Consider the following 21,320-nt stretch of genomic DNA (forward strand, 5'->3'; position numbering starts at 1 on the left):
CCAAAGTCACCCACACGGCGCCCCAAAACCGCCCCAAAAGTAGCCCAAAGGTGGCCAAAAGTTACCAAAGAAAGGGGCACAAAGAGGATTGTCAGCCTTCACCCGCTCGCAGATACTGGACACCACGGCAACCGCTGGTTGCTCTCCAGAGAATGATTGTTGTGTAGATTCACTTCCCCCCACCGACATGAAAGGAAATGTCAATGCTCGATACCCTTGTACACCTCAGCTCCGCCGTTGATTTCGATACTGTCGTTAAGATCGCCAAGGGCATTGTTGGGCTGATTTCTCAGTCCGACTCCAACTCCGAGGGCCTATCCTCTGTAGTTGAGGGTCTGTCCTCCCAGGGCAGCGTAGAGTCCACCACTGAGACCACCGCTGCGGCTGAAGAGGCTACCACCACCGCCACCGCCGCAAACGCTTAAAACCCCGAACGCTTAAAACGCTCGGTAGCGTTTCACACTCCTTCGTGAAGACCAGCTAAACCTCCCTCACCTTCTGTGCCGCGCGGCATTCGCTGCACAAATAAGCAGCCAGAAGGTGCAGGGGGTTTAACTGTTTTAGCACCCTATTTCTCAGATACGCGTTTGTATTTACACTAGACGCGCACGTCAACCTTCACCCCAGCGTCTAGAAAGCGAATTCCTCGCCGTGACCCACGCCCCTCGCCCACCGCTGTATCACCGCCTCCGCTCGGCGATGACCCTCCAGCGCACCGCAGCATTAATCGCCGCTCTGTGCGTAGCGCTTACCCTGCTCGCAGCGTTTCTCACCCCAACCGAGCATCAGCTATCCGCGGCCATCATCGGGCTCATCCTTACGGTGATCACCGCCTCTGTGTACCGCTACCCCAAGACCATGACGGTGGCGTTCTTGGGCATCTGGGTCACTGCCATCCTCACGGTGGGCATCCCCTATGCCAGCTGCGTCTTCCTCGCCCCGGTCTTCCTCGCCGTCTTCGCCTTTCATGGCACTAAATGGCAGGCCTTCTTCCTCCTCTTGGCATTTTGGGGCGTCGGGCTTATCGATCCCGGCACGCACCGGCTGGTCTTCCTCCCCGCGCCCGCGCTGGTCTGGGGCATGCTTTTGGGCGTCAGCGCCCTTATCGGCGGCACGCTGGCGCATTCCGCCAAGCGCTACAAAAAGGCGATGGTGGAATGGAATAATGACGTCAAGCGCCGCCAGACCGACCTTGCTGAGACCCTCCACAATTCCGTGGTCTCCAGCCTGACGGTCAATACCATGCAATTAGAAGCCCTGAGCTTGGAATACGCCAACGATCCAGGGCTTAGCCAGCGCCTTACTGAGCTTAGCGATGCCATGCGTGCCTCCATGTCCGAGGTCCGCGCGCTCACCAAGGTGCTGCGCACCAATATCGAGGGCACCACTGAGGCCACCAGCCTGGGGACGATGGCCCCACCCACCAGCTTTGCCCAGCTGCTTAGCCGCGAGGAAGAGCGGCTCTCCAAACTCAACAGACGCCCAGTAGTCAACATTAGCGGGCACGATTTCTGCCCCGAATTTCCTCCCACGGTGCTCGAATCCATCGCCGCTATTACCACCGAGGCGTGCCTGAACGCCGTGAAGTACTCGCCGCCCGGCGCCGAGATTGCCATTTCGGCGCGTCCGCACATGGGCTGGACTCAGCTTAGGCTGAGCAATCCCATTGCGAAGCCCACGAGCACGTCGGCGGAGACATCGTCAGGCATTGGGCTTTCATCCATGCAGCGCATCGCAGCAACTATCGATGCCAGGTTGGATGCAAGGGGCATCGACAAGCGCTGGGAGCTCACCCTATCCCTGCCGCCTTCGGCGCATAAGGCGCGTTAATTATGCCACGCCGCATGGCAGGCCCGCGCCCCCTTCAATTAAGCTATGCCTTGCTTATTTTGACGTAGATTTTATGACAAGGAGATTGGTTATGCAGACCGCGCTCGCTAGCATCCTCACGCCCTTAATGATGTCCACCTCCCTTTTCGGCGCGGACCTCACCCCTGGCGATCTCCCCCACAACACCAAGTACGAGTCCTCCGTAGAGCTCGTCTTCGGCTGCCCGGCCCCATGGTGCTTCGAGTAAAGACAGCGCTGCTGCTTGTCGATGACGACCCCCTCGTCCTCGAGGCCCTCGGCCACTACTTTGCCACCGCCGAGGACATGGAGGTCCGCGCCACCGCGGAAAACGGCAAGGACGCCCTGGAGCAGCTAAAGGCCAACGACATCGATGCGGTTATCGCCGATATTCACATGCCAGAAATGGATGGCACGGTATTATTGCGCGAGATCAACAAGCTGGAGGATCCACCCGTTTTCATCGCGATGACGGCGATGGATAACGATGACACCCTCAAAGAGGTCATGTCCCACAAGGCCGCAGCCTATATCCTCAAAAGCTCCAAGCCCGCCTATATCCAAGACACGGTCCGGGAGGCGGTGCGCGGCGGCACGGTCGTCGCCCCGCAATCCTTGACGCGCCTCTTCCAGCAGATGCCGGAGCTGCACACCGATAGCGATGCCGCCGCCCCGGACCACAGCCCGGAAGCACCCACCATCTCCCCGGCACAAGAGCGCATCCTCGACCTAGTCTGCGAGGGCAAATCCAATGAGGAAATTGCCACCAGCACCCACTATGCCGCCGGCACCGTCAAGAAATACGTCTCCAGCCTGCTCAGCGAATTCCATGCTAAGTCCCGCCTTGAACTCGCCGTCAAAGCGCTGAAAGCCGGCTACGGGAAATAGGGGCTTTCCTTGAGAGGGCACCTGCACAGCACAATGCGCCCCCGCAACGTTTCGTATGCGTTGCAAGGGCGCTGCTTTGACCGCTTCTAAGTCAGCTTCTCAGAAGCCGGCAGTGCCAGGTAACTGCCACTAGCTTTCTTAAGCGTTGCGGTTCCTACGCACCAGGAAGAGACCGCCTGCAATAGCCATTATTCCGGCAATCACCAGGCCGATGACAGATGCACCGGTATTGGCAAGGCCAGTGGTTCGCTGCGAGTGGTCACCTTTGGCAGGGGCTGGCGCCGTCGTGCTGGTGGCGGCATGAGACTGCGACCCGTTCTGCGGCTGGGTGGTCTCCTGCGGCTGGGTGGTCTCCTGCTGGTTGCCGGGTTCCCGCGGCTCAGTTTCCTTTGGCTCGCTCGACTGCGGCTTCTCCGGCGTCGTGCTCGGTTCCTTATCCTTATTCTTTCCCAACGGCAACAATGGCACTGGGAGCAATGGTTGCGGCAGCGTCGGCGTCGGCGTCGTCGTGGACGAAGGCGTAGGCTCAGGGCTTCCCGATGGCTCGCAATCAGGGTCCTCGGACTCAGGTTCCGTGGAAGGAACCGTGGTCTTGCCACTCTCGCTAGGCGTTGGCTCCGAAGGCTCTGACGGCTCCGACGGATCCGAAGGTTTAGGAGACTCAGACTCCGATGGCTTACACGTCGGCGTAGTCGTCTTGGTCGTCGTCCCTGTAGTCGAAGAAGCAGGAGTCTCCGAGGTAGTTGTCACCTCCGTAGACGTAGTAGACGAAGGAGAAGATGGCTCAGGATCCTCTTCCGGCTCAGGCTCAGGGGCCTCGGTCTCTGGTTCCGTGGTCGTTACCGTGGTCTCGCCATCTTCATTGGGCGTAGTCTCCGAAGGCTCTGATGGATCCGACGGTTCCGATGGCTCTGATGGTTCAGGAGACTCCGGGTTTTCATCGACGGTCAGCGTGGCTTTCGCAGCATCTTGCTTAAATAGATGCGCATTTCGGCTTTCGACCTTGACACCGAAGTGGTCCTCACTGGGGTCGAAATCACATTTAGTAGACCTCACACGTTGCTTTACGTGAATAGTAGAGCCTTCCGGTATCCATACATCGCCGGCGGATTTCTGCTCATTAAACTTCCACTCATACCGGCTGAGCCAACGGTAGTTTGTCAGATCCGTTCCGTCGGCACCCGTATAAATGGTCGGCTTCGCCTGCGGGTTCAGGGTACGCTTTGGATAAGCGTCACTTGGGAAAACCTTATCGGTGAGATTCTCTCCATTGGGGCCCGTCACCGTAAATTCTGGTTTACCGTTCAATTCGAAGTGGTCAGCAGTAGTCCCGAGCCACAAATCGGCCATCCAAGTTCCGTAGCGGCCTGGGTTTTTAAAGGTAAGAGTGCCCTCCGCGTCTCGATAGCAGGCATCCCTCGTTTCGCGCATTTCCCAGTTCCCGTACGTCCAGTCCAGCGTCGGGCGGATAACAATTTCGGTCCCTACTGCCACACCGAGTTCTTCGCCATCTTTGACAGTCTCGTTAACCGTGACAGGAATATCGACACTTAGAGAAGTATCGGCGCCAAAGGGAGTAGTCGATTTAAACCCAGGGCGAAGCTCGCCGGTTGCAAATTCAAAAGCAATAGTGTTGTGCTCGTCCACAGTCGGCGCTTGGGTAAGCTCCCGCTCCTTACCGTCGCTCCACTTGAAGTCCAACTTATCTACCGATTTCACGGTCAGTTTCGGATCAACATTCAGTTCAAACAAAACTGCGGTAATATCAGACTCGCCATATTTCCATTTTCCCGATTTTGGATAAGGCGCCGTACCTTCAATTTCAACGTGGGCATTGACGGTCTCACCGGGTTTAACCTTGGTTTTATCCGTGTCCAAAGTAATCCTGGCCGTCTTGGGGCCGTGCCCCAGGTCGTCACCGTGAGACTGCCCCTCTAGCGATGTGTCAGGAATGAAGGCATTAGCAGATGTAGGAGTTACTACCGCAGCACCCCCTACCGTCAGGAGCGAAGCGGTGAGCAACGCCATTGCTTTCGTGGAAGCTTTTCTGGAAGTCCTCATGGAAACCTCTGGCAAGTAGATGGATAGGGGCTAGAGAATGCTTAAGATTCAGCCGTGAACATTAACATGAGCTGTGAAAAGTGTACGGCTCATGTACAAGATTGGACACATATCAACTTTGCATATGGGGCGATTTGAATGAAATGCAGCCCCGCCCCATTTACCCCACACATCCGCATAACGCTGACCTCGCCAGACCGTCTTTAACACGGTTAATTTCGGGGAAACCACACCTTCAACACCGGACCACGGCTACCCCCTAAAACTCTGTACGCAGCACGTTAGCTTTTCCGCTTTTACCCCCGAGTGTGATTTTGCAAACGAGACTAGCATCACGTTCCTTCCGTCCCTATAATCAAATTAACAGCAAAGGGGTGAAAATCCTTGCCTACCAGCGCATTTATACCGTTGGTGGCACTTATACCCCAGTCTGGAACGCAAAGGGACTTGCACTTTTATCACAGGGAGTGCTCACCCTTTTTTAATATCGTCACTTCGTAGAAAGCAGGTGAGTGTTGAACACCAACTTGGCACGCGTCCGCCGCCATAGCGACAGGCCCCCGGTCACCAATACCGATAGCACTATGGCTTGTTGATTCGCTTGGTGTAAACCACCGAGCAGCGGCGCGCGCATTCCGCGTGTTCCACTCATTGCCACGTGTGCGGCGTTAAAACGCCCCGCATGCTTTCTCATTTCCATAGACTTACCAGCCACTTTCTGCCACCGGCGCTAAAAGTCACAGCATAAAGGCCACACCGCGGTGTGGGTTGGCCACCAACCTGGAAGTACACGTTTCGAAAAAGAGGTTGAATTTCACATGACTTCTCCCGCATACACCCGCACGCCACTATCTGATGATGTTGAGGCCGTACTGCCCGCCGCCATTAAGCGCGCGCAGGGCTGGCTCGATTCCACCGCAGATGAAAAGGACAAGGCCACCGAGCAGCTGGCGGAGCTGCTGCGCGATGACAATGGTGTGCGGTTTACCATGGACTTCGTGGACCGCGTCATGCGCCCGGAAGATGACAAGGTCGCGGCCAAGGCGCTGAAGGACATTTCCTCCCAGTACGATCCTTCCTTCCTGGGCAGCATCAATGGCGCACTCGTTGGCGCCGGCGGCTTCTTCGGACCCATCCTGCCTAACCTGGTCATGCCGGTAGCACGCATGTACATGCGCAAGATGGTTGGCCACCTGGTGCTGGACGCGGAATCGGACGCGCTCAATGACACCCTGGAAAAGGCCGCAGCCTCTGGCGAGCAGTTGAACCTTAACCTCCTGGGTGAAGCCGTGCTCGGTGAAGAGGAAGCAAAGTCCCGCGCGCGCCGCACCCTGGAGCTCATTAAAAACCCGCGCGTGACCTACGTATCCGTCAAAGCGTCCTCAATGGTGGCGCAGCTGAATAACTGGGACATCGGCAGTTCCGTAGAGCGCTTGAAGGACCGCCTGCGCCCGCTCTACCAGGAGGCTGCACGCCGCAACCCGCAGGTCTTTATCAACATGGACATGGAGGAATACCACGACCTCCACCTGACGCTGCGCCTGTTCAAGAGCCTGATGAGCGAGCCGGAGTTCAAGAACCTGGAATCCGGCATCGTGCTGCAGGCCTACCTGCCCGATACCTTCGATGCCCTCCAGGACATCGCGGAATTTGCCAAGCAGCGCGTGGCAGAAGGCGGCGCCAAGGTCAAGGTGCGCATTGTAAAGGGCGCCAACCTGTCCATGGAGACCGCCGAAAGCGAAGTCCACGACTGGCCGCTGGCTACCTACACCAACAAGCTGGACGTTGACGCTAACTACTACCGCCTGCTGGATTACATCCTGCAGGAGGAATTCGCGGACTGCATCCGCATCGGTGTGGCCAGCCACAACCTGTACACCGCCGCTATGGCCTACGAGCTGGGCGTCAAGCGCGGGGTGCTGCACATGCTGGATTCTGAGATGCTGCAGGGCATGTCCCCGGCGCAGCAGGCAGCCGTGCGCAAGGTCTACGAGGGCCGCCAGATCCTCTACACCCCAGTAGTGCACGCGGATGACTTTGACGTCGCCGTGTCCTACCTGGTGCGCCGCTTGGAGGAGAACTCCGCGCCGCAGAACTTCCTCTACGCCCTCTTCGCCCCGGGCGAGGAACCGCTGGCAAGCCAGGAAGAGACCTTCCGCAAGGCCGTGGCCAAGCGCTGGGATACCTTCGCTGGATCGCGCCGCACCCAGAACCGCCTCGAGGATTCCGGGCGCCAGGCACCGGATTCCGGGCGCTTCAGGAACGAGCCCGATACGGACCCGGCCATTACCCCGAACCGCACCTGGGCCAAGCGCGCGCTTGCAAATGACCCTGGTGAGCACGGCGTCCAGGAGGTCACCGACCCCTCCTCCGTGGAAAGCTACGTCGCCCGCGCCAAGGAACTGGGCACCGAATGGGGCAAGCGCCCCGCCGCAGAGCGCGCCGCAGCCCTGGACGCCGTCGCGGACCAGCTGGCCGCCAAGCGCGGGGACTTCATCTCTGTAGCAGTCTACGAGGCCAATAAGACGGTTACCCAGACTGACCCGGAGGTCTCGGAAGCCATCGACTTCTGCACCTACTACGGCCAGTCCGCTCGCTTCTTGGAAGAGGCGCACTCCGAGTTCCACCCGCACACCGTCACCGTGGTGACCCCGCCGTGGAACTTCCCCATCGCCATTCCTACTGGCGGCATTGCGGCCTCCTTGGCGGCGGGCTCGGCGGTCATCGTCAAGCCTGCTCCCCAGGTAGTCCACTGCGGCAAGATGGTGGTTGAAGCCTTCCGCACCGCACTCGAAGCAGAAGGCCTGGACCCGGATCTGGTGCAGCTGGTGCTGACTGATGAAGGCGATGCCGGCAAGGCCCTGCTCTCCCACGATGACGTGGACAACATCATCTTGACCGGTGCATCCGATACCGGCGCGCTCTTCCGCTCCTGGAAGCCCAAGATGAACCTGATGGCAGAGACCTCCGGCAAGAACGCGCTGGTCATCACCCCAGCCGCCGACCCGGACCTGGCCATCCAGGACCTGTACAACTCCGCCTTTGGCCACTCCGGCCAGAAGTGTTCGGCCGCTTCGCTGGTGATTTTCGTTGGCGCTGCGGGCAAGTCCAAGCGCCTGCGCGAGCAGCTGCTGGATTCCGTCAAGACCCTGAAGCCTGGCCCGGGCTATGACATCACCACCACGATGAACGGCCTGGCTGAAAAGCCGAGCGAGAAGCTGCTGCGCGGCCTGACCCAGCTGGAGCCGGGCGAGAAGTGGCTGCTGAAGCCGGAGAAGCTCAACGAAGAGGGCACCCTGTGGTCCCCAGGCATTCGCGATAATGTCCAGCCGGGTTCTTGGTACCACAAGAATGAGTGCTTCGGCCCCATCCTCGGCATCATGTACGCCGATACCTTGGAAGAGGCCATCGCTTGGCAAAACAGCACCGGCTATGGCCTGACCGGCGGCATCCACTCCCTGGATGACAAGGAAATCGAGTACTGGATCGACAACGTTGAGGTGGGCAACGCCTACGTCAACCGCGGCATTACCGGCGCGATTGTCCAGCGGCAGTCCTTCGGCGGCTGGAAGAAGTCCGTCATGGGCCCAGGTGCGAAGGCCGGCGGCCCGAACTACGTGGCTCAGATGGGTACTTGGACCGATGGCGAGCTCAAGCCGCGCGACGTGGACATCGCCCCTGCCAGCGTGAAGATTCTGGAGCGCCTGCGCGATGAGCTTTCTGATGAGCTCAGCAAGGACGATCTGGAATGGCTCTGGCGCTCCGCCGAGCTGGACCGGATTGCGTGGCTCGAGGAATTCGGCCGCACCCACGACCGCACCGCGCTGGTTTCTGAGGCCAACCGCTTCCGCTACCGCCCGCTGCTCACCAAGCTGCGCATCCGCGTGGGTGAGGACTACAAGCTGCGCGATGTCGCCCGCCAGGTACTGGCCTCCGGGATTACCGGCACCGAGACGGAGATCTCCGCCGTCCCAGAGGTTGCCGCCCAGCTGCAGGAGCTCGGCTTCGACGTGAAGTCCATTTCTGATGGTTCCTTCGCCGCCGCCGTGGCCAATGACGAGTCCTCCCGCGTGCGTGCCCTGGGCACCGTGCCGGATTCCGTCTACGAGGCAGCCGTGCGCTCTAACTCCGTGGTGCTGGACCAGCCCGTGCTTGCCGATGGCCGCCGTGAGCTCATGCCTTACCTCCTCGAGCAGGCAGTCTCCGTGACCATGCACCGCTTCGGCATCATCCGCAACGTGGGCAACCTGCGCGACTAGTACGCCAGTTGCTGCCCTCGCGGTATAGCAACTAAGCGCCCCGCCTTCTCCCCTTCCTGCTGGGAGTTGGGTGGGGCGCTACCTTTTTCTCCGCTTTTCCGGCGCTATCTCTAGGTGGTTTCCTGTGGCATAGTAGATGAATGACTACGCCAGAAAACCATTCCCCTCACGGCGCGGGGCAGCACTCGGGCCAGGACGCGGCGCAGCGCGCGCAGTACCCCTCGGCGCTTGAGGACAACGCCGTCAACCGCAAGGCCGATGCGAAAAACCCCTACGCCGCGCCGCTGGTCTCCCCCGATGAATCCCAGCTGGGCGCTGAGGTAGCCACCGCCGATCCCGCCGATCGCGATAATAAATCCGCCGTGCTGGCGAAAGACTTCCGCAGCATGGCCAAGATTTCGGTGTGCTTTATCCTCATCGCGGCAGGACTTGGCCTGGCGGGCTTCCTGCTGCGCTTTATTTGGGTGGGCCTGCTGCCGGTGATCCTCGCCATCCTGGTCTCCACGGTGCTGTATCCGGTCACCGCCTGGCTGCGGTCCGTAGGCTTTCCCCGCACCCTGGCAGCGGTCACAACACTTTTGGGCCTGGTGGTTATTTTCGGTGGCATCTTTGCCGCCATGGCACCCATGGTCACCGCGCAGTCCAAGGTACTTATTAATGAGGCCGAAGCCGGCATTATGCAGCTGACCAAGATGGTCAACGATTCCCCGCTTGATATTGAGGTGGACCAGCTGCAATCGGTCTTCCAGGACATCGTGAGCTTTGCCAAGGGCCAGGCCTCCACGATTGCCACCGGCGTGCTTTCTGGTGTCTCCATGGCCAGCTCCATTGCGGTAGCCACCGTCATCATGCTCTTTATCACCTTCTTCATCATTAAAGATGGCGATAGGTTCTTGCCCTGGCTGCGCAAATACACCGGCAATTCCGCCGCCTGGCACATCACGGAATTGACCTCCCGCATGTGGAAGACGCTGTCTGGCTTCATTCAGGCCCAGGCAGTAGTCGCGCTTGTCGATGCCGTCTTTATCGGCCTCGGCCTCTGGGCCCTCCAGGTCCCACTGGCGCTAGTCATCGCCGTCATTACCTTCTTCGCGGGCTTTATCCCCATCATCGGTGCAGTCACCGCCGGCGCCCTGGCCGTCATCATCGCCCTGGTATCTAACGGCCTGACCAATGCGCTGCTCGCGCTCGCACTTATCATCATTGTCCAGCAGGTAGAAAGCAACGTCCTCCAGCCCATCCTGCAGTCCAAGGCCATGGGCTTGCACGCCGCCATCGTCTTGCTCTCCATCACGGTGGGGTCCACCCTGGCCGGCATCGTCGGCGCTTTCCTCGCCGTGCCGGTCGCCGCAACGATTGCGGTTGTCCTTCGCTACCACGCGGAAATGGCAGCCCTGCGCGCCGGCGAAGTCTCCCCCGATGACATCGAAGTCATCACCGGTGCTAAATCAGCATCTAAGGACGACAAAGATGAGGACGCGGATAACACAGCCCCCGCGACCGAGCGCACCGACGAAGGAAGCGACGGCAGCAGCCCCCGCGAAGAGTCTCCTCGCGATAAGGTGAAACAACTTTTCGCGGCCATGAGCCCGTTGAAGTAGCGTCTGGAAAACCCAACATTCCGCTAGGTCCAGTAAGCCGGTGAAGAAGTAGTTTTCTTCTCACCGGCTTTTCTAATGGCCACCTTGCATTCGTTACACCGGTACACATTGGAGTGCATAGTTCTTAGCTTTTGGCGGATGCATAAAATTTATTAACCCCCCTCCGCCATATAAATTGCAACTATATCACCCACCCTTAAATCTCCCACCTACACTTAAAGGGCTATGACCAGCACATTTCCAACAGAGGCTGACATTATATAAATCTAGTAGGCAGCTCATTTTAAGGTTACGACAATCACACTCCAATTAATTTGTACGGGAGCCTTTAATTTTTTATTTTATTTACAAGGAAACCTTCTCATGGTTCCCACAATTTCCTCGCCAACACCTCATACAAGCCCCTCTACAGGTTAGGTGTTAAGCACAGAAAGGCTTTTCACGCATGAAGAAAACTGCATTTATCCGGTCCGCAAGCGCTGCGGCAATCTTCGGACTCACGCTGTCCCTGGGCGGAGTAACCGCCGTGGCTCAAGATGACGCTCCAGCTGCTCCCCCCGCCGCTGTCATCGACGAAAATGCGCCGGTGACCCTGACTATTGATAAGCGCCTGAACCCCACCAGCATTGGCGGCCCTGGTTCCGGCACAACAGATCCAAATGCAACCGGTAACCCACTGGCGGGTGCAACCTTCACTGGTACGCTCCTTGACGTCACTGCCGTAAAACCGGAGAAATTAGGCGATCTGAACGCCAGCAACTACAAGGAGCTTGGTGCTACCGCGACGGGAACCACGGTCACCGGCAAGACCGGAGACGATGGCCAGCTGAAGCTTAATTCGAACGGTACCGATTTCCAGCAGGGCATCTGGCTGTTCACCGAGACCATCGAAGGCGATGTCACCGACACCGTGACTCAAAAGAGCTACAAAGCCTCCGAGGTAGCTCCCTCCACCCCATTTATTGTTTCACTGCCTTATACCAACGGTGAGGGCAATGGATGGAACTACGATGTGGTGGTTCAGCCGAAGAACACCACTGCTGGCGTTACCAAGGAAGTCAAAGACGCCGACAAGAACGTCGGAGACACCATCGAGTACGTTGTCCATGGCAACGTGCCAGTGGTCCCGAAGGGCGAAAAGCTCAAGGGCTTCCGCCTTGAGGACACGCTGGACACCCAAAACCTCGAGGAGATTGACGCTCAGGTCGCACTTTCTAATGGCACCGAGCTGGCTACTGGTGACTACACCCTGGATATTAGCCAAGACACCGGCAAAGTGACGTTAAACTTCACCAATTTGGACAAGCTCGCTGGCCTGGATGCTGGAACCACCGTCGATCTCACCATTACCGCCAAGGTGAAGAAACTGGCAGGCACCGATGGTATCGCCGTGAACAAGGCTCGTCAGTTCGTCCACTACCCCAACCAAGATAACGAGACCGAAACCGAGTCCAATGAGGTCAAGTCTTACTGGGGCCAAGTTAAGGTAGTTAAAACCGAAGAGGGCTCCGAGACTCCTCTGAAGGGCGCTGAATTCGAGCTCTACCGCTGTGAAGGTACTGAAACCCAAGCTGAGCAGCTAAACGAACAGGACAAGATTTCCATCGACGGCACTTCTAAGTGGAAGACTACAGATGACGGCACCGTACTTATCGATGGCATCCACGTCACCGATGTAGAAGATGATTCGACGACGATCGACAATTCCTACTGCCTCGTAGAGACCAAAGCCCCACGTGGCTTTGTCGCCACCAACGAAGTCCACTCCTTCAAGCTGACTTCCGACGAAACCAAACTGAACGCTGATTCTCCTGTGCAGTTGGAGAAAAAGATTGAAAACAAGCGTTCCGATATGCCGCAGCTCCCGCTTACCGGTGGCATGGGTATCGGCATCCTAGGCGCACTGGCTGTACTGGTAGCAGGCGGTGCACTCTGGTTCGCTCGCCGCGCGAACAAAGAAAGCTAAACCGAACCCTCGGTTGAGCACCTGGGAGTCAATTCGCCTGCATACAGGCACATAACTCCCTAATACGTGGACTGTTCCCTCGCTTCAGCGCGGGGACAGGTACCACGAGGTTTTACACCACCACAACGGAGATTCCTAGACTGGCGAGTGAGGAAATTTTTATATGGTACTGCGTACTTCTGGTCCTGCGGTTAAAGCGAAACACAGGGCCACATCGAAGGCTCTGCCGCAAAAGGCAGTTCCCGTCATTGTCCTCGCGCTGCTTGCCATCGGCCTCTTGCTTTACCCAGTGGTGGTGACACAACTCAATAACTGGGAACAGCTCCGCGCAGCTGATTCTTATAGCAGCGACATCGATAATGCGGATCAGGAGTTGCTTGCCCAGCAATTCGCCGCAGCCCAGGAATATAACAAGACTCATTCGGCTGGTCCGATCCTCGATCCCTGGCTGACGCGTATTTCTGAGGACAACGTCGACTACCAAGCGTACTTATCCGAATTAGATGCCCATGATGTGATGGCTCGACTGGTTGTACCTTCGGCTGACGTCGATCTTCCTGTTTATCACGGAACCAGTGAGGACGTCCTTCAAAAGGGCGTTGGGCATCTATATGGCTCCGATCTCCCTGTTGGCGGGGAAGGAACACACTCGGTCCTAACTGCCCACACGGGGCTAGTAAACGCAACCCTCTTTGACAATCTCACCAAAGTCAAAGAAGGGGATCCGATCTATGTCGGTGTCTCCGGAGAAAAAATGAAGTACCAGGTCAATGACATTCGGGTAGTGCTTCCACACGAAACGGATTCTCTCCGGCCAGAAGCTGGCAAGGATCAAGTCACCCTCATTACCTGCACACCGTATGGCGTCAATTCCCATCGCCTTTTGGTTACTGCTGAGCGCGTGCCCTTCGATGAAGAAGCTGAGCAAGCCTTTACCCCTCGTGGTCTTCACTGGACTTGGTGGATGTGGGCTTTTATGGCTGGTGCACTACTTATCGCGATTGCGGCCACACTATGGCTGTACAAAATGAACAAAAAGCAAAAGCCGGAGTTCGGCCAGTCAGTATCACCAGAGGAAGCATAAATGTTTAAACACCATAGACTATCTCGGACAACAGCAGCCCTGTGCGCAGGATGTCTCGTGACACTGGCTGCACCCGCAGCACCGGCCGATGCCAAAGTCATTTCCGGGTATGCTACCGCGTCCACTCAGGTCGACCCCAGCTCCATTGGCCAAGAGCTCAATTCCCTTACCATTTCTCTACCCACTGGAAATCCCTTTGATGAAGTTAAAGAGGGCGAGCTACCGCCAGGGGCTTTAAGCGGATATACCTTCGAACTGGCGCAGATAGCGGGTCTTGATATTCGTACGCGCCAGGGATATACGGATGCTCTCAACCTCACTCCCAAAAAAGCACGCGATCTGGGATTTACTGACGTCAAGCGGAAAGAAACCAGCGATGATTCTGGCAAGGTTCGCTTCGAAAATCTCCCCGCGGGTGCGTACCTAATCGAGATAACCCCTCCCCAACGCAGCGGGGAGAAGCATAAGGACATCCAGCCCATGATCGTTGTGCTTCCTGCCACCGACAAGGAGGGAAATTGGCTACACGATCTCAAGGTAGTAGCCAAAACCGACGACGGCGGTGGCGATGTCCCTCCACCAACGGATATCCCCGATCCACGACCGACCCCCACTCCGACTCCATCGAAGCCTAGTCCGACCCCACCACCTGAAGACACCACGCCTCCGGGGCCGGGACCGGATGGCTCCGAAACAACAGAAACTACGCCTGCTGATACCCCACCAGAAGGTCCTGAGAAACCAAAGCCCAGCCAATTAGCACGAACAGGCGCTTCCGTACTCGGAATCCTTGTTCTGGCTGCTGGCCTCATCGCGGCCGGAATGCTGCTTATCCGTCGAAATAACAAAGGTGACCAATGATGAAAGGGACGACAACAATGCACAGCTTATCCCGCAAAATGCGGACAAGCGCAGTAGCTGCCTTTACCCTCATGTTGACAGCTGGGGCTGTTCCAGCGGTCACCCCAACCCAATCGGAACACTCCGTCACACCGACTGCTCATGCTCAATCTGCAGTGCGAGCTCCGGTGACAATCAATAACGTTCGCACTGTATACAGCAACGTTTTTTCGGTTCACATGTCGGCCACCCAAGCGATGTCGATGAAAAAGCTCACTCTTAACACCACAGAGAAGTTCGGTACGAACCCAGCTGATACAGACAAGGTCCTCACTATCAATGGTGCCCCGTATCCTGTGTCTTGGATATCGCCTAGCGGGAGGCCCACGAATACGCTTACTGTAGATCTTCCGACTGCCATAGACGTACAGCCTGGGACTCCAATTGTTGTCCAATGGCGGGCAGGACAGAGAAATGTCCCTAGGTTGTCTAGTATGACGGCGACCATGGAAGGCACCGAGTTAGCACCACCAGAACCCCCAGCAGTTGGAAATCCCACAGAGGCGAAAAACTACCGTAAGCTTCCAAACAAGAGAACGTGGGATGCTTGCACCTCAAACAATGGTCTTCTGTATGCGAAGACTTGGTGGGACAATTCAGAAAACACGCGAAAGAACGGCGGCAAGGATGTAAGCGTCGTCGAGGTGGCTCTTAATGGAGTCGGGGACCTCACTAATGCCATCAATACCGCAGATCCACAGCTGCAACTCCGCTTCGGCTCCGGGGCGGCCGGTTGGACAGAGCTGAAAAAAGACGTTGATTACACGCTGACGGTAAGTGGAAACCGAATCTTTTTTGAGCTCAATCAAAAGATGCAACGAGCTCCTTCAAACATCGACTCCTTCGATGTCGAAGCCCGGATCCCACTAAATGTGACACAATCCAATTGCCAGATGACGCTGTGGCACAAGGCTCCCGAGTGGTTCAACCGCGACGCAACAGATATCGATATCAACGCACCAGAAACACCACGTCACGAGTTAGACTGGCTGCCAGCATCTTCCCCAAACCCCGCCTTGCCGAAGCGCTGTGGGGGAAAGATTGCCCTAGTCTTTGATACCTCCGATTCCATCGCACGAAATAGTGGTGCCGGTGTTGCTGCTAGCCGCGATGCCGGCTTAAGCGTTATTAACGCGTTACAGGGAACAGGAAGCCAGATGGCGATCTATAACTTTGCTTCAAGCGCAAAGTCCGTCCCCGGCATGTCAACAGATACGTTAAGCCTCAACGACAATGGTGATGTGCAAAAGCTGCGCAGCGCTGTTAATGCCATCGCAGAACCTTTTTACCGCGATGGTCGTGGTGGCACCAATTATGAAGCCGGCCTTAACCAGATCCCCTCGGGAGAGTTCGACGTAGTCTACTTCATCTCCGATGGGCTTCCAACCACAAGCGGGCGAGACTATCCTTACGGCTTTGATATCGGTACCCTGATCAATCAAAGTGATCTATCCGCCGCAGTTCGCGCGGCTAACCGGATCAAAGAATCCGGCACACGCATCGAAACCGTTATGGTAGGCGTAGAACCATTTAACGAGCACATTCTGAAAGATGATTACTTCGGTTTGGGGGCAGTTAAAAATCAGAAGACGCCAAACGTACCCAATGTGACAGATGGTATATCAAAACCCTGGCCTCACCAGGACGGCTATGGATACCCGAGCTACTACGGACAAGCGGATTTCGTGCGGGATATTGTCGAGAATGGCAAGGTCTTGATGTGGGATACCACTGATGCGAGTACCGTCACGGAATACGATATTACGAACCAGCCAGAAGTTTGGCGTGCGGGCGTTCGTAATACTAAGTCCATCGGTGCAGATATCTCCAGCGAGGATGCTGTCACTACCGTAGATAACTTCAATAATTTGGTGAATAGACTCAATGACCTAGTCCTCAGTGACTGCTTTGGTTCCATTAACGTGACTAAGCTTGTCCATGGCGAAGATGGCTCGGTCTCACCTGGACAGGATTGGACCTTTGATACCTCCGTTGACGGTGGTCAAGAAGCCATCATCGACGGCGAGGATGGAACTGAGCGTAAGGCACAGGTCACTGATAAAACCGATGAAGACGGACGCTACGGGCGGTCCTTGAATCAAGAGAACCGGAAGGGCCAGTCCATCACCGTAGTTGAGCACCAGCAGTCTGGCTATAGGCTCCACAAGCAGAACGGCAAGAATGCCGTATGCACGACTCGTGTACAAGACGGTAACTCCTGGAAGACTACGAACGCTAAGGTGCGCAATATTGATCATGCCGAAAGGCCAGGCTTCGGCGTGGATGTTCCGTTCCGGGGCATCGTTAATTGCACGATTGAAAATGACACCGTTCCCGTAAAAATTGATCTTTCCGTGCAAAAAGTCAGTTTCGAAGACACCCCGCAACCACTAGCAGGTTCCGAATTTACGCTTAATAAAGTAGAGGGGGATAACCGCGAACAAGTAGGGGTTCTGCGCGATGGCGCAACGAGGATTTTCGACCTCGAACCGGGCAATCGCTACGAACTTGTAGAAACACAAGCACCTACTGGCTACCAGCTGCTTAGCCGTCCCATCTACTTCAACATCGCTATTGGAGAATCTGGGAAACCAGAGATTCAGATTGAGGGAGGAGCTGAACAGTACCCGGAGATTTCTATCCAGAAAGATAAAAAGGAACCGAACCACTCCGTAATGCAGGTAGCCGATATCCGCAAAGGCGATCTGCCCTATACCGGCGGTCGCGGGTTGGGAGGACTAGCCCTGTTGTCCAGTGTTGTAGCAGCAGCAGCTGTGTTTATTGGACGGCGCGCTTTGAACTAATCAAGGAATTCTTCCGTAGAACTGTCCTTTAACCGTAAGGCCTTCTCAACGTCTTTCAAAAATGACGTTGAGAAGGCCTTTCCTGATCTATATCCTGCGCACGCGTCTCATACCGGATTAGTAGCTGGGAATACTTCTAGCACAAAAAGCCTAAATCGGCTGCGGCCGTGGCGAGCTGGCGGGCACTGCGATCCAAGACCCCAGCCCAAGTGCCCATCGATTCCTCGTTCGCGGAATCAGAAACCTGCTTGAGCAGCGTGCAGGGCACGCCGAAGCGCTGGCAGGTGGCCGCGACGGAATATCCCTCCATATCGCACAACTGGGATTTTTTCACCAGCTCATTGCGCAGGGCGGTAGTGGAAACAAACATGTCGCCGGTGGCCAGCCCCCGTGCCGGAAGCTCACCAGAAGTCTCCAACTCGATGAATTCTGGCAGGAGATAACGGCTGATATCGGTCAGCACTTCTAGCTTGAAATCGTGCTTGGTTACTTTATTGATCTCGAAAACGCCATCCATGCCATCGACAAGCGCGCCTGCCGTACCAATATTGACCACGCGCTCAGGCAAAGCATCATGCGCGCGGGCCTCTGCCAATACCTCGGTCAGGGATATCGCGGCTGGAACCGTGCCGATCCCGGTGATAAGCAGTGCTTCACCGTCCGGAATGTGTGCAGCTTCGGCATCCACGGCCGCGACGAATAGGGTCCGTCCAGATAAATTTTCCATGCCTGCGACAATACCTGCACCTCACGTGGTCGCCGGATAGGCCTGCACAAATGCTCATCCCTCTACGCCGCGAATGCACGCTCGTCACCGTGCTCGCATTGCTAACGCAAACGGTGCCCCACGAAGCCGGCGGCCAAGGTATTGCCGGAGGATTGATCAATGAGCAGGAAGTTGCCCACGGCGCCGCGGGCGGCGTAGTCCTCCACGGGCAGTTCGGCCTGAGTCTGGATGGTGATGTGGGCGATGTCGTTCATGGCAACGGCCTCGGGATCATCTATGTCGGATACGCCATCGAGATCCAAGGTGCGGGAAACGGCGGCGATGCGGGCTTTGACCAGGGAGGAACCATAGCGCAGCTTGAGCATCTGGCCGGGTTTCAGGTCCTTTTCGGTAAGGCCTACCACCGTGGCATCGAATTCCCGGGTGGCCGGGGGACGCTGGGCGCCGGCGAGGAGATCGCCGCGGGTGAGATCGACGTCATCGGCAAGCAGTAACGTTACCGAATCACCGGCGGCGGCCGTGGGGGCGGGGCCATCGGCGGTATCGATCTGGGTGACGGTGCTGGTGCGGCCTTCGGGCAGGTGCACCGTATCGCCCACGGCGATGGACCCGGCCTTCACGCGGCCGGCGTAGCCGCGGTAATCGGTGGCGTGCTCGCGGATGACGTACTGGATGGGAAAGCGAAAGTCCAGCTCATCGGCGCGTCCGGTGGCAACAGGGGTGGTCTCAAGGACCTCGAGGACGGTGGGGCCGGTGTACCAGTCCATGGTGGTAGAGCGCTCGACCACGTTATCGCCCTTGAGCGCGGAAATGGGCACGACGGTGGTATCGGTAATGTCCAGGCGCTGGGCAATTTTGTGGAATTCGGCCTCGATATCGCGGAAGACCTGCTCGTCATAGTCAACGAGGTCGATCTTGTTGACCGCGAGGACGACGTGGCGCACGCCCAGGAGCGCGGCCACGTTGAGGTGGCGGCGGGTTTGTTCGACAACGCCGTGGCGGGCATCGATAAGCAGCACCACTACCTGCGAGGTGGACATGCCGGTAACCGTATTGCGGGTGTACTGCACGTGGCCAGGGGTATCGGCGAGGATGAAGGTGCGCTTATCGGTGGCGAAGTAGCGGTAGGCCACGTCGATGGTAATACCTTGCTCGCGCTCGGCGCGCAGGCCATCGACCAGCAGGGACAGGTCCATGCCGTCGAAGCCGCGATCGGAGGAAGAACGCTCCATGGACTCGACCTGATCCGCCAGCACGGACTTGGTGTCATAGAGCAGGCGGCCGACGAAGGTGGATTTGCCGTCATCAACGGAGCCAGCGGTGCATAAGCGCAGGGTATCGCGCTGTTTGAGGGCGCCGACATTCGGCGCGAGGGTAGTCGTCATCAGAAGTAGCCTTCCTTCTTGCGGTCTTCCATGGCGGATTCAGAAAGTTTGTCATCGGCGCGGGTGGCGCCGCGCTCTGACAGGGTGGAAATGGAGATTTCCGCCAGCACCTCATCCGGGGTCGAAGCGGTAGATTCCACGGCGCCGGTACAGGACATATCGCCGACGGTGCGGTAGCGAACGGTGCGGGTTTCCAGCTGCTCATTGTCCTTAGGCCCGCCCCATTCACCCGGGGAAAGCCACATGCCGCCACGGTTGAATACTTCGCGTTGGTGCGAGTAATAGATGGGCGGGAGCGCGAGCTCGCGGGCGCCGATGTATTCCCAAATATCGGATTCGGTCCAGTTGGAGATGGGGAACACGCGCACGTTTTCGCCGGCCATCTTGCCGCCGTTGTACAGATCCCACAGCTCGGGGCGCTGGCGGCGAGGGTCCCAGCCGCCGAAGGAATCGCGGATGGAAAAGATGCGTTCCTTGGCGCGGGCGCGTTCCTCATCGCGGCGGGCCCCGCCCAGCACGGCGTCGTACTCGCGCTTGGCGATGCTCTCTACCAGCGGCACCGATTGCAGCGGGTTGCGCGTTCCATCGGGCCGTTCCTGCAGCTCGCCGCTATCGATCCAGTCTTGGACATGGGCGACGTGGAGGCGGGCACCGGATTCCGCGACCAAGTCATCGCGGAATTTGATGACCTCGGGGAAGTTATGGCCGGTATCCACGTGGAGCAATTCAAAAGGCACCGTGGCCGGGGCGAAGGCGCGGCGGGCCAGCTCGAAGACGACAACGGAGTCCTTGCCGCCGGAAAAGAGGATGCCTACCTTATCGAATTGCCCGGCCACCTCGCGGAGGATGTGGATGGATTCATTTTCTAAATCTTGTAGGTGTGGGGAAAGTGTGCTCATTATTCGTGTAACCCGCATTCTGTCTTGCTATCTGCAAATACTCGCCCGGAGCGGGCGTCCTCGCCCTCGCCGACGGGGAAGGTCAACGGCGCATCGCCGATGGACCGGTATCCCTGCAGGGTCAATGGGTGGATGATGAGGTCATTATCTGCGATGTACTGATCGGTATCGTCCAAGTCCCAGGTAATAATCGGCGAAATCTTTAACCGCCCGGTGCGGTCGAGGCTGAGTGCTGGGGCGTGGGCGCGGTGCTCGGAATCGGCCCGGCGCAGGCCCGTGACCCACCCTGCATAAGGATCCATGGCCATGTTCAGCGGCTCCACCTTGCGCATGCGGTTATAGGCGGCCGTATCGCGCGCGTACAGGCGCGGGCCGTAGACCTCGTCTTGCTCTTCGGGGCTCAGCAGCGGCAGCACGCGGACTAGGGGGAGATCCGGGTAGCGCTTGTCCACTTCTTCGGCCACCTGGAGGGTTTCTGGAAAGTGCCAGCCGGTATCGATGAAGAGGAGATCCGCTGCGAGCCCGGCGCGGTGGGAGAGCTCTGCCAGTACCGTATTTTCCATGGACATGGTGACCGCAAGCCGGCCAGGGGCGTGCTCGGCGGCCCACTCGGTGATGTTTTCTGCGGATTCGGCGTAGAGCTTATCCGCCCACGTGTCCACTAGCTGTTCATTGCGCGCGGCCACCTCGGTAGGAAGCGGCGCGGTATCGCGCGTGCCTTCGGGCGAGATGTGGGGATCGCGGAAGGACTTTCCACCATCCAGCAGGTTCGTCGTTGGGTTCATGAGCTCACACACTAGGCAACCGCGGTAGCTCACGCAGCACGTTTTTCTGGAAACGGCGCTGAGCTTGGCCGAAGGGAAGAATAAAATGTTTTATTTCTGAACCAAGCTGACTA

At 57.5% G+C, this 21,320-nt stretch carries 15 protein-coding genes; 10 read left to right on the forward strand and 5 right to left on the reverse strand.

The window, feature by feature from the left end; all coding sequences use genetic code 11:
- Positions 1–203: 203 nt before the first annotated feature.
- The 4 genes from HMPREF1261_RS00880 to HMPREF1261_RS00890 all read left to right on the forward strand — a co-directional run bounded on the left by HMPREF1261_RS00880 (position 204) and on the right by HMPREF1261_RS00890 (position 2,736).
- Positions 204–425 (forward strand): hypothetical protein, encoded by a 222-nt coding sequence (locus tag HMPREF1261_RS00880; RefSeq protein WP_023029625.1) that lies wholly within the window; start codon positions 204–206, stop codon positions 423–425.
- Between the two features lie 226 nt (positions 426–651).
- Positions 652–1,830, forward strand: coding sequence for a sensor histidine kinase (locus HMPREF1261_RS00885; RefSeq protein WP_232207958.1), 1,179 nt, complete (start codon positions 652–654; stop codon positions 1,828–1,830).
- 91 nt (positions 1,831–1,921) lie between these two features.
- Complete coding sequence (locus HMPREF1261_RS12805; protein WP_005285046.1) at positions 1,922–2,077, forward strand: hypothetical protein; 156 nt, start codon at positions 1,922–1,924, stop codon at positions 2,075–2,077.
- Positions 2,062–2,736, forward strand: coding sequence for a response regulator transcription factor (locus HMPREF1261_RS00890; protein WP_023029627.1), 675 nt, complete (start codon positions 2,062–2,064; stop codon positions 2,734–2,736). Before HMPREF1261_RS12805 ends, HMPREF1261_RS00890 begins: the two co-directional genes overlap by 16 nt.
- A 138-nt stretch (positions 2,737–2,874) precedes the next feature.
- Here the strand turns inward: HMPREF1261_RS00890 and HMPREF1261_RS00895 are convergent, their stop codons facing one another.
- Positions 2,875–4,488 carry an LPXTG cell wall anchor domain-containing protein gene (locus HMPREF1261_RS00895; RefSeq protein ID WP_232207959.1) on the reverse strand — a complete coding sequence of 538 codons (1,614 nt, stop codon included), beginning with the start codon at positions 4,486–4,488 and terminating at the stop codon, positions 2,875–2,877.
- A 1,127-nt stretch (positions 4,489–5,615) separates the two neighbouring features.
- On the opposite strand from HMPREF1261_RS00895, the gene HMPREF1261_RS00900 reads away from it, so the two are divergent.
- The 6 genes from HMPREF1261_RS00900 to HMPREF1261_RS00925 all read left to right on the forward strand — a co-directional run bounded on the left by HMPREF1261_RS00900 (position 5,616) and on the right by HMPREF1261_RS00925 (position 17,411).
- Complete coding sequence (locus tag HMPREF1261_RS00900; RefSeq protein WP_023029629.1) at positions 5,616–9,056, forward strand: bifunctional proline dehydrogenase/L-glutamate gamma-semialdehyde dehydrogenase; 3,441 nt, start codon at positions 5,616–5,618, stop codon at positions 9,054–9,056.
- 140 nt (positions 9,057–9,196) lie between these two features.
- Positions 9,197–10,657: an AI-2E family transporter gene (locus HMPREF1261_RS00905; protein ID WP_023029630.1), complete on the forward strand. Its 1,461-nt coding sequence runs from the start codon at positions 9,197–9,199 to the stop codon at positions 10,655–10,657.
- Positions 10,658–11,102: 445 nt separating this feature from the next.
- Complete coding sequence (locus HMPREF1261_RS00910) at positions 11,103–12,623, forward strand: SpaH/EbpB family LPXTG-anchored major pilin (protein WP_023029631.1); 1,521 nt, start codon at positions 11,103–11,105, stop codon at positions 12,621–12,623.
- Between the two features lie 163 nt (positions 12,624–12,786).
- Positions 12,787–13,707 (forward strand): class C sortase, encoded by a 921-nt coding sequence (locus HMPREF1261_RS00915; protein ID WP_023029632.1) that lies wholly within the window; start codon positions 12,787–12,789, stop codon positions 13,705–13,707.
- 57 nt (positions 13,708–13,764) lie between these two features.
- Positions 13,765–14,568, forward strand: a complete 804-nt coding sequence (locus HMPREF1261_RS00920) for a hypothetical protein (RefSeq protein ID WP_232207960.1) — start codon at positions 13,765–13,767, stop codon at positions 14,566–14,568.
- A 485-nt stretch (positions 14,569–15,053) separates the two neighbouring features.
- Complete coding sequence (locus HMPREF1261_RS00925; RefSeq protein WP_232207961.1) at positions 15,054–17,411, forward strand: SpaA isopeptide-forming pilin-related protein; 2,358 nt, start codon at positions 15,054–15,056, stop codon at positions 17,409–17,411.
- Between the two features lie 136 nt (positions 17,412–17,547).
- Here the strand turns inward: HMPREF1261_RS00925 and HMPREF1261_RS00930 are convergent, their stop codons facing one another.
- The 4 genes from HMPREF1261_RS00930 to HMPREF1261_RS00945 form a co-directional block, all read right to left on the reverse strand.
- On the reverse strand, positions 17,548–18,138 hold the full coding sequence (locus HMPREF1261_RS00930; protein WP_023029635.1) for a nucleosidase: 591 nt from the start codon (positions 18,136–18,138) through the stop codon (positions 17,548–17,550).
- A gap of 101 nt (positions 18,139–18,239) precedes the next feature.
- On the reverse strand, positions 18,240–19,523 hold the full coding sequence (locus HMPREF1261_RS00935) for a sulfate adenylyltransferase subunit 1 (RefSeq protein WP_023029636.1): 1,284 nt from the start codon (positions 19,521–19,523) through the stop codon (positions 18,240–18,242).
- A complete protein-coding gene (gene cysD / locus HMPREF1261_RS00940) occupies positions 19,523–20,422 on the reverse strand; it encodes a sulfate adenylyltransferase subunit CysD (protein WP_023029637.1) in 900 nt (299 codons plus the stop codon). The genes HMPREF1261_RS00935 and cysD overlap by 1 nt, the downstream gene beginning before the upstream one ends.
- Positions 20,422–21,207: a phosphoadenylyl-sulfate reductase gene (locus tag HMPREF1261_RS00945; RefSeq protein WP_023029638.1), complete on the reverse strand. Its 786-nt coding sequence runs from the start codon at positions 21,205–21,207 to the stop codon at positions 20,422–20,424. The genes cysD and HMPREF1261_RS00945 overlap by 1 nt, the downstream gene beginning before the upstream one ends.
- Between the last annotated feature and the right edge of the window lie 113 nt (positions 21,208–21,320).

Source organism: Corynebacterium sp. KPL1818, from assembly GCF_000478135.1.
Classification (GTDB): Bacteria; Actinomycetota; Actinomycetes; order Mycobacteriales; family Mycobacteriaceae; genus Corynebacterium; species Corynebacterium accolens.

Bases quoted from the DNA above. Each gene is read 5' to 3' on its own strand.
- HMPREF1261_RS00880 (WP_023029625.1), top strand. From the start codon at position 204: ATGCTCGATACCCTTGTACACCTCAGCTCCGCCGTTGATTTCGATACT.
- HMPREF1261_RS12805 (WP_005285046.1), top strand. From the start codon at position 1,922: ATGCAGACCGCGCTCGCTAGCATCCTCACGCCCTTAATGATGTCCACC.
- HMPREF1261_RS00890 (WP_023029627.1), top strand. From the start codon at position 2,062: ATGGTGCTTCGAGTAAAGACAGCGCTGCTGCTTGTCGATGACGACCCC.
- HMPREF1261_RS00900 (WP_023029629.1), top strand. From the start codon at position 5,616: ATGACTTCTCCCGCATACACCCGCACGCCACTATCTGATGATGTTGAG.
- HMPREF1261_RS00905 (WP_023029630.1), top strand. From the start codon at position 9,197: ATGACTACGCCAGAAAACCATTCCCCTCACGGCGCGGGGCAGCACTCG.
- HMPREF1261_RS00910 (WP_023029631.1), top strand. From the start codon at position 11,103: ATGAAGAAAACTGCATTTATCCGGTCCGCAAGCGCTGCGGCAATCTTC.
- HMPREF1261_RS00915 (WP_023029632.1), top strand. From the start codon at position 12,787: ATGGTACTGCGTACTTCTGGTCCTGCGGTTAAAGCGAAACACAGGGCC.
- HMPREF1261_RS00925 (WP_232207961.1), top strand. From the start codon at position 15,054: ATGGAAGGCACCGAGTTAGCACCACCAGAACCCCCAGCAGTTGGAAAT.
- HMPREF1261_RS00930 (WP_023029635.1), bottom strand. From the start codon at position 18,138: ATGGAAAATTTATCTGGACGGACCCTATTCGTCGCGGCCGTGGATGCC.
- HMPREF1261_RS00935 (WP_023029636.1), bottom strand. From the start codon at position 19,523: ATGACGACTACCCTCGCGCCGAATGTCGGCGCCCTCAAACAGCGCGAT.
- cysD (WP_023029637.1), bottom strand. From the start codon at position 20,422: ATGAGCACACTTTCCCCACACCTACAAGATTTAGAAAATGAATCCATC.
- HMPREF1261_RS00945 (WP_023029638.1), bottom strand. From the start codon at position 21,207: ATGAACCCAACGACGAACCTGCTGGATGGTGGAAAGTCCTTCCGCGAT.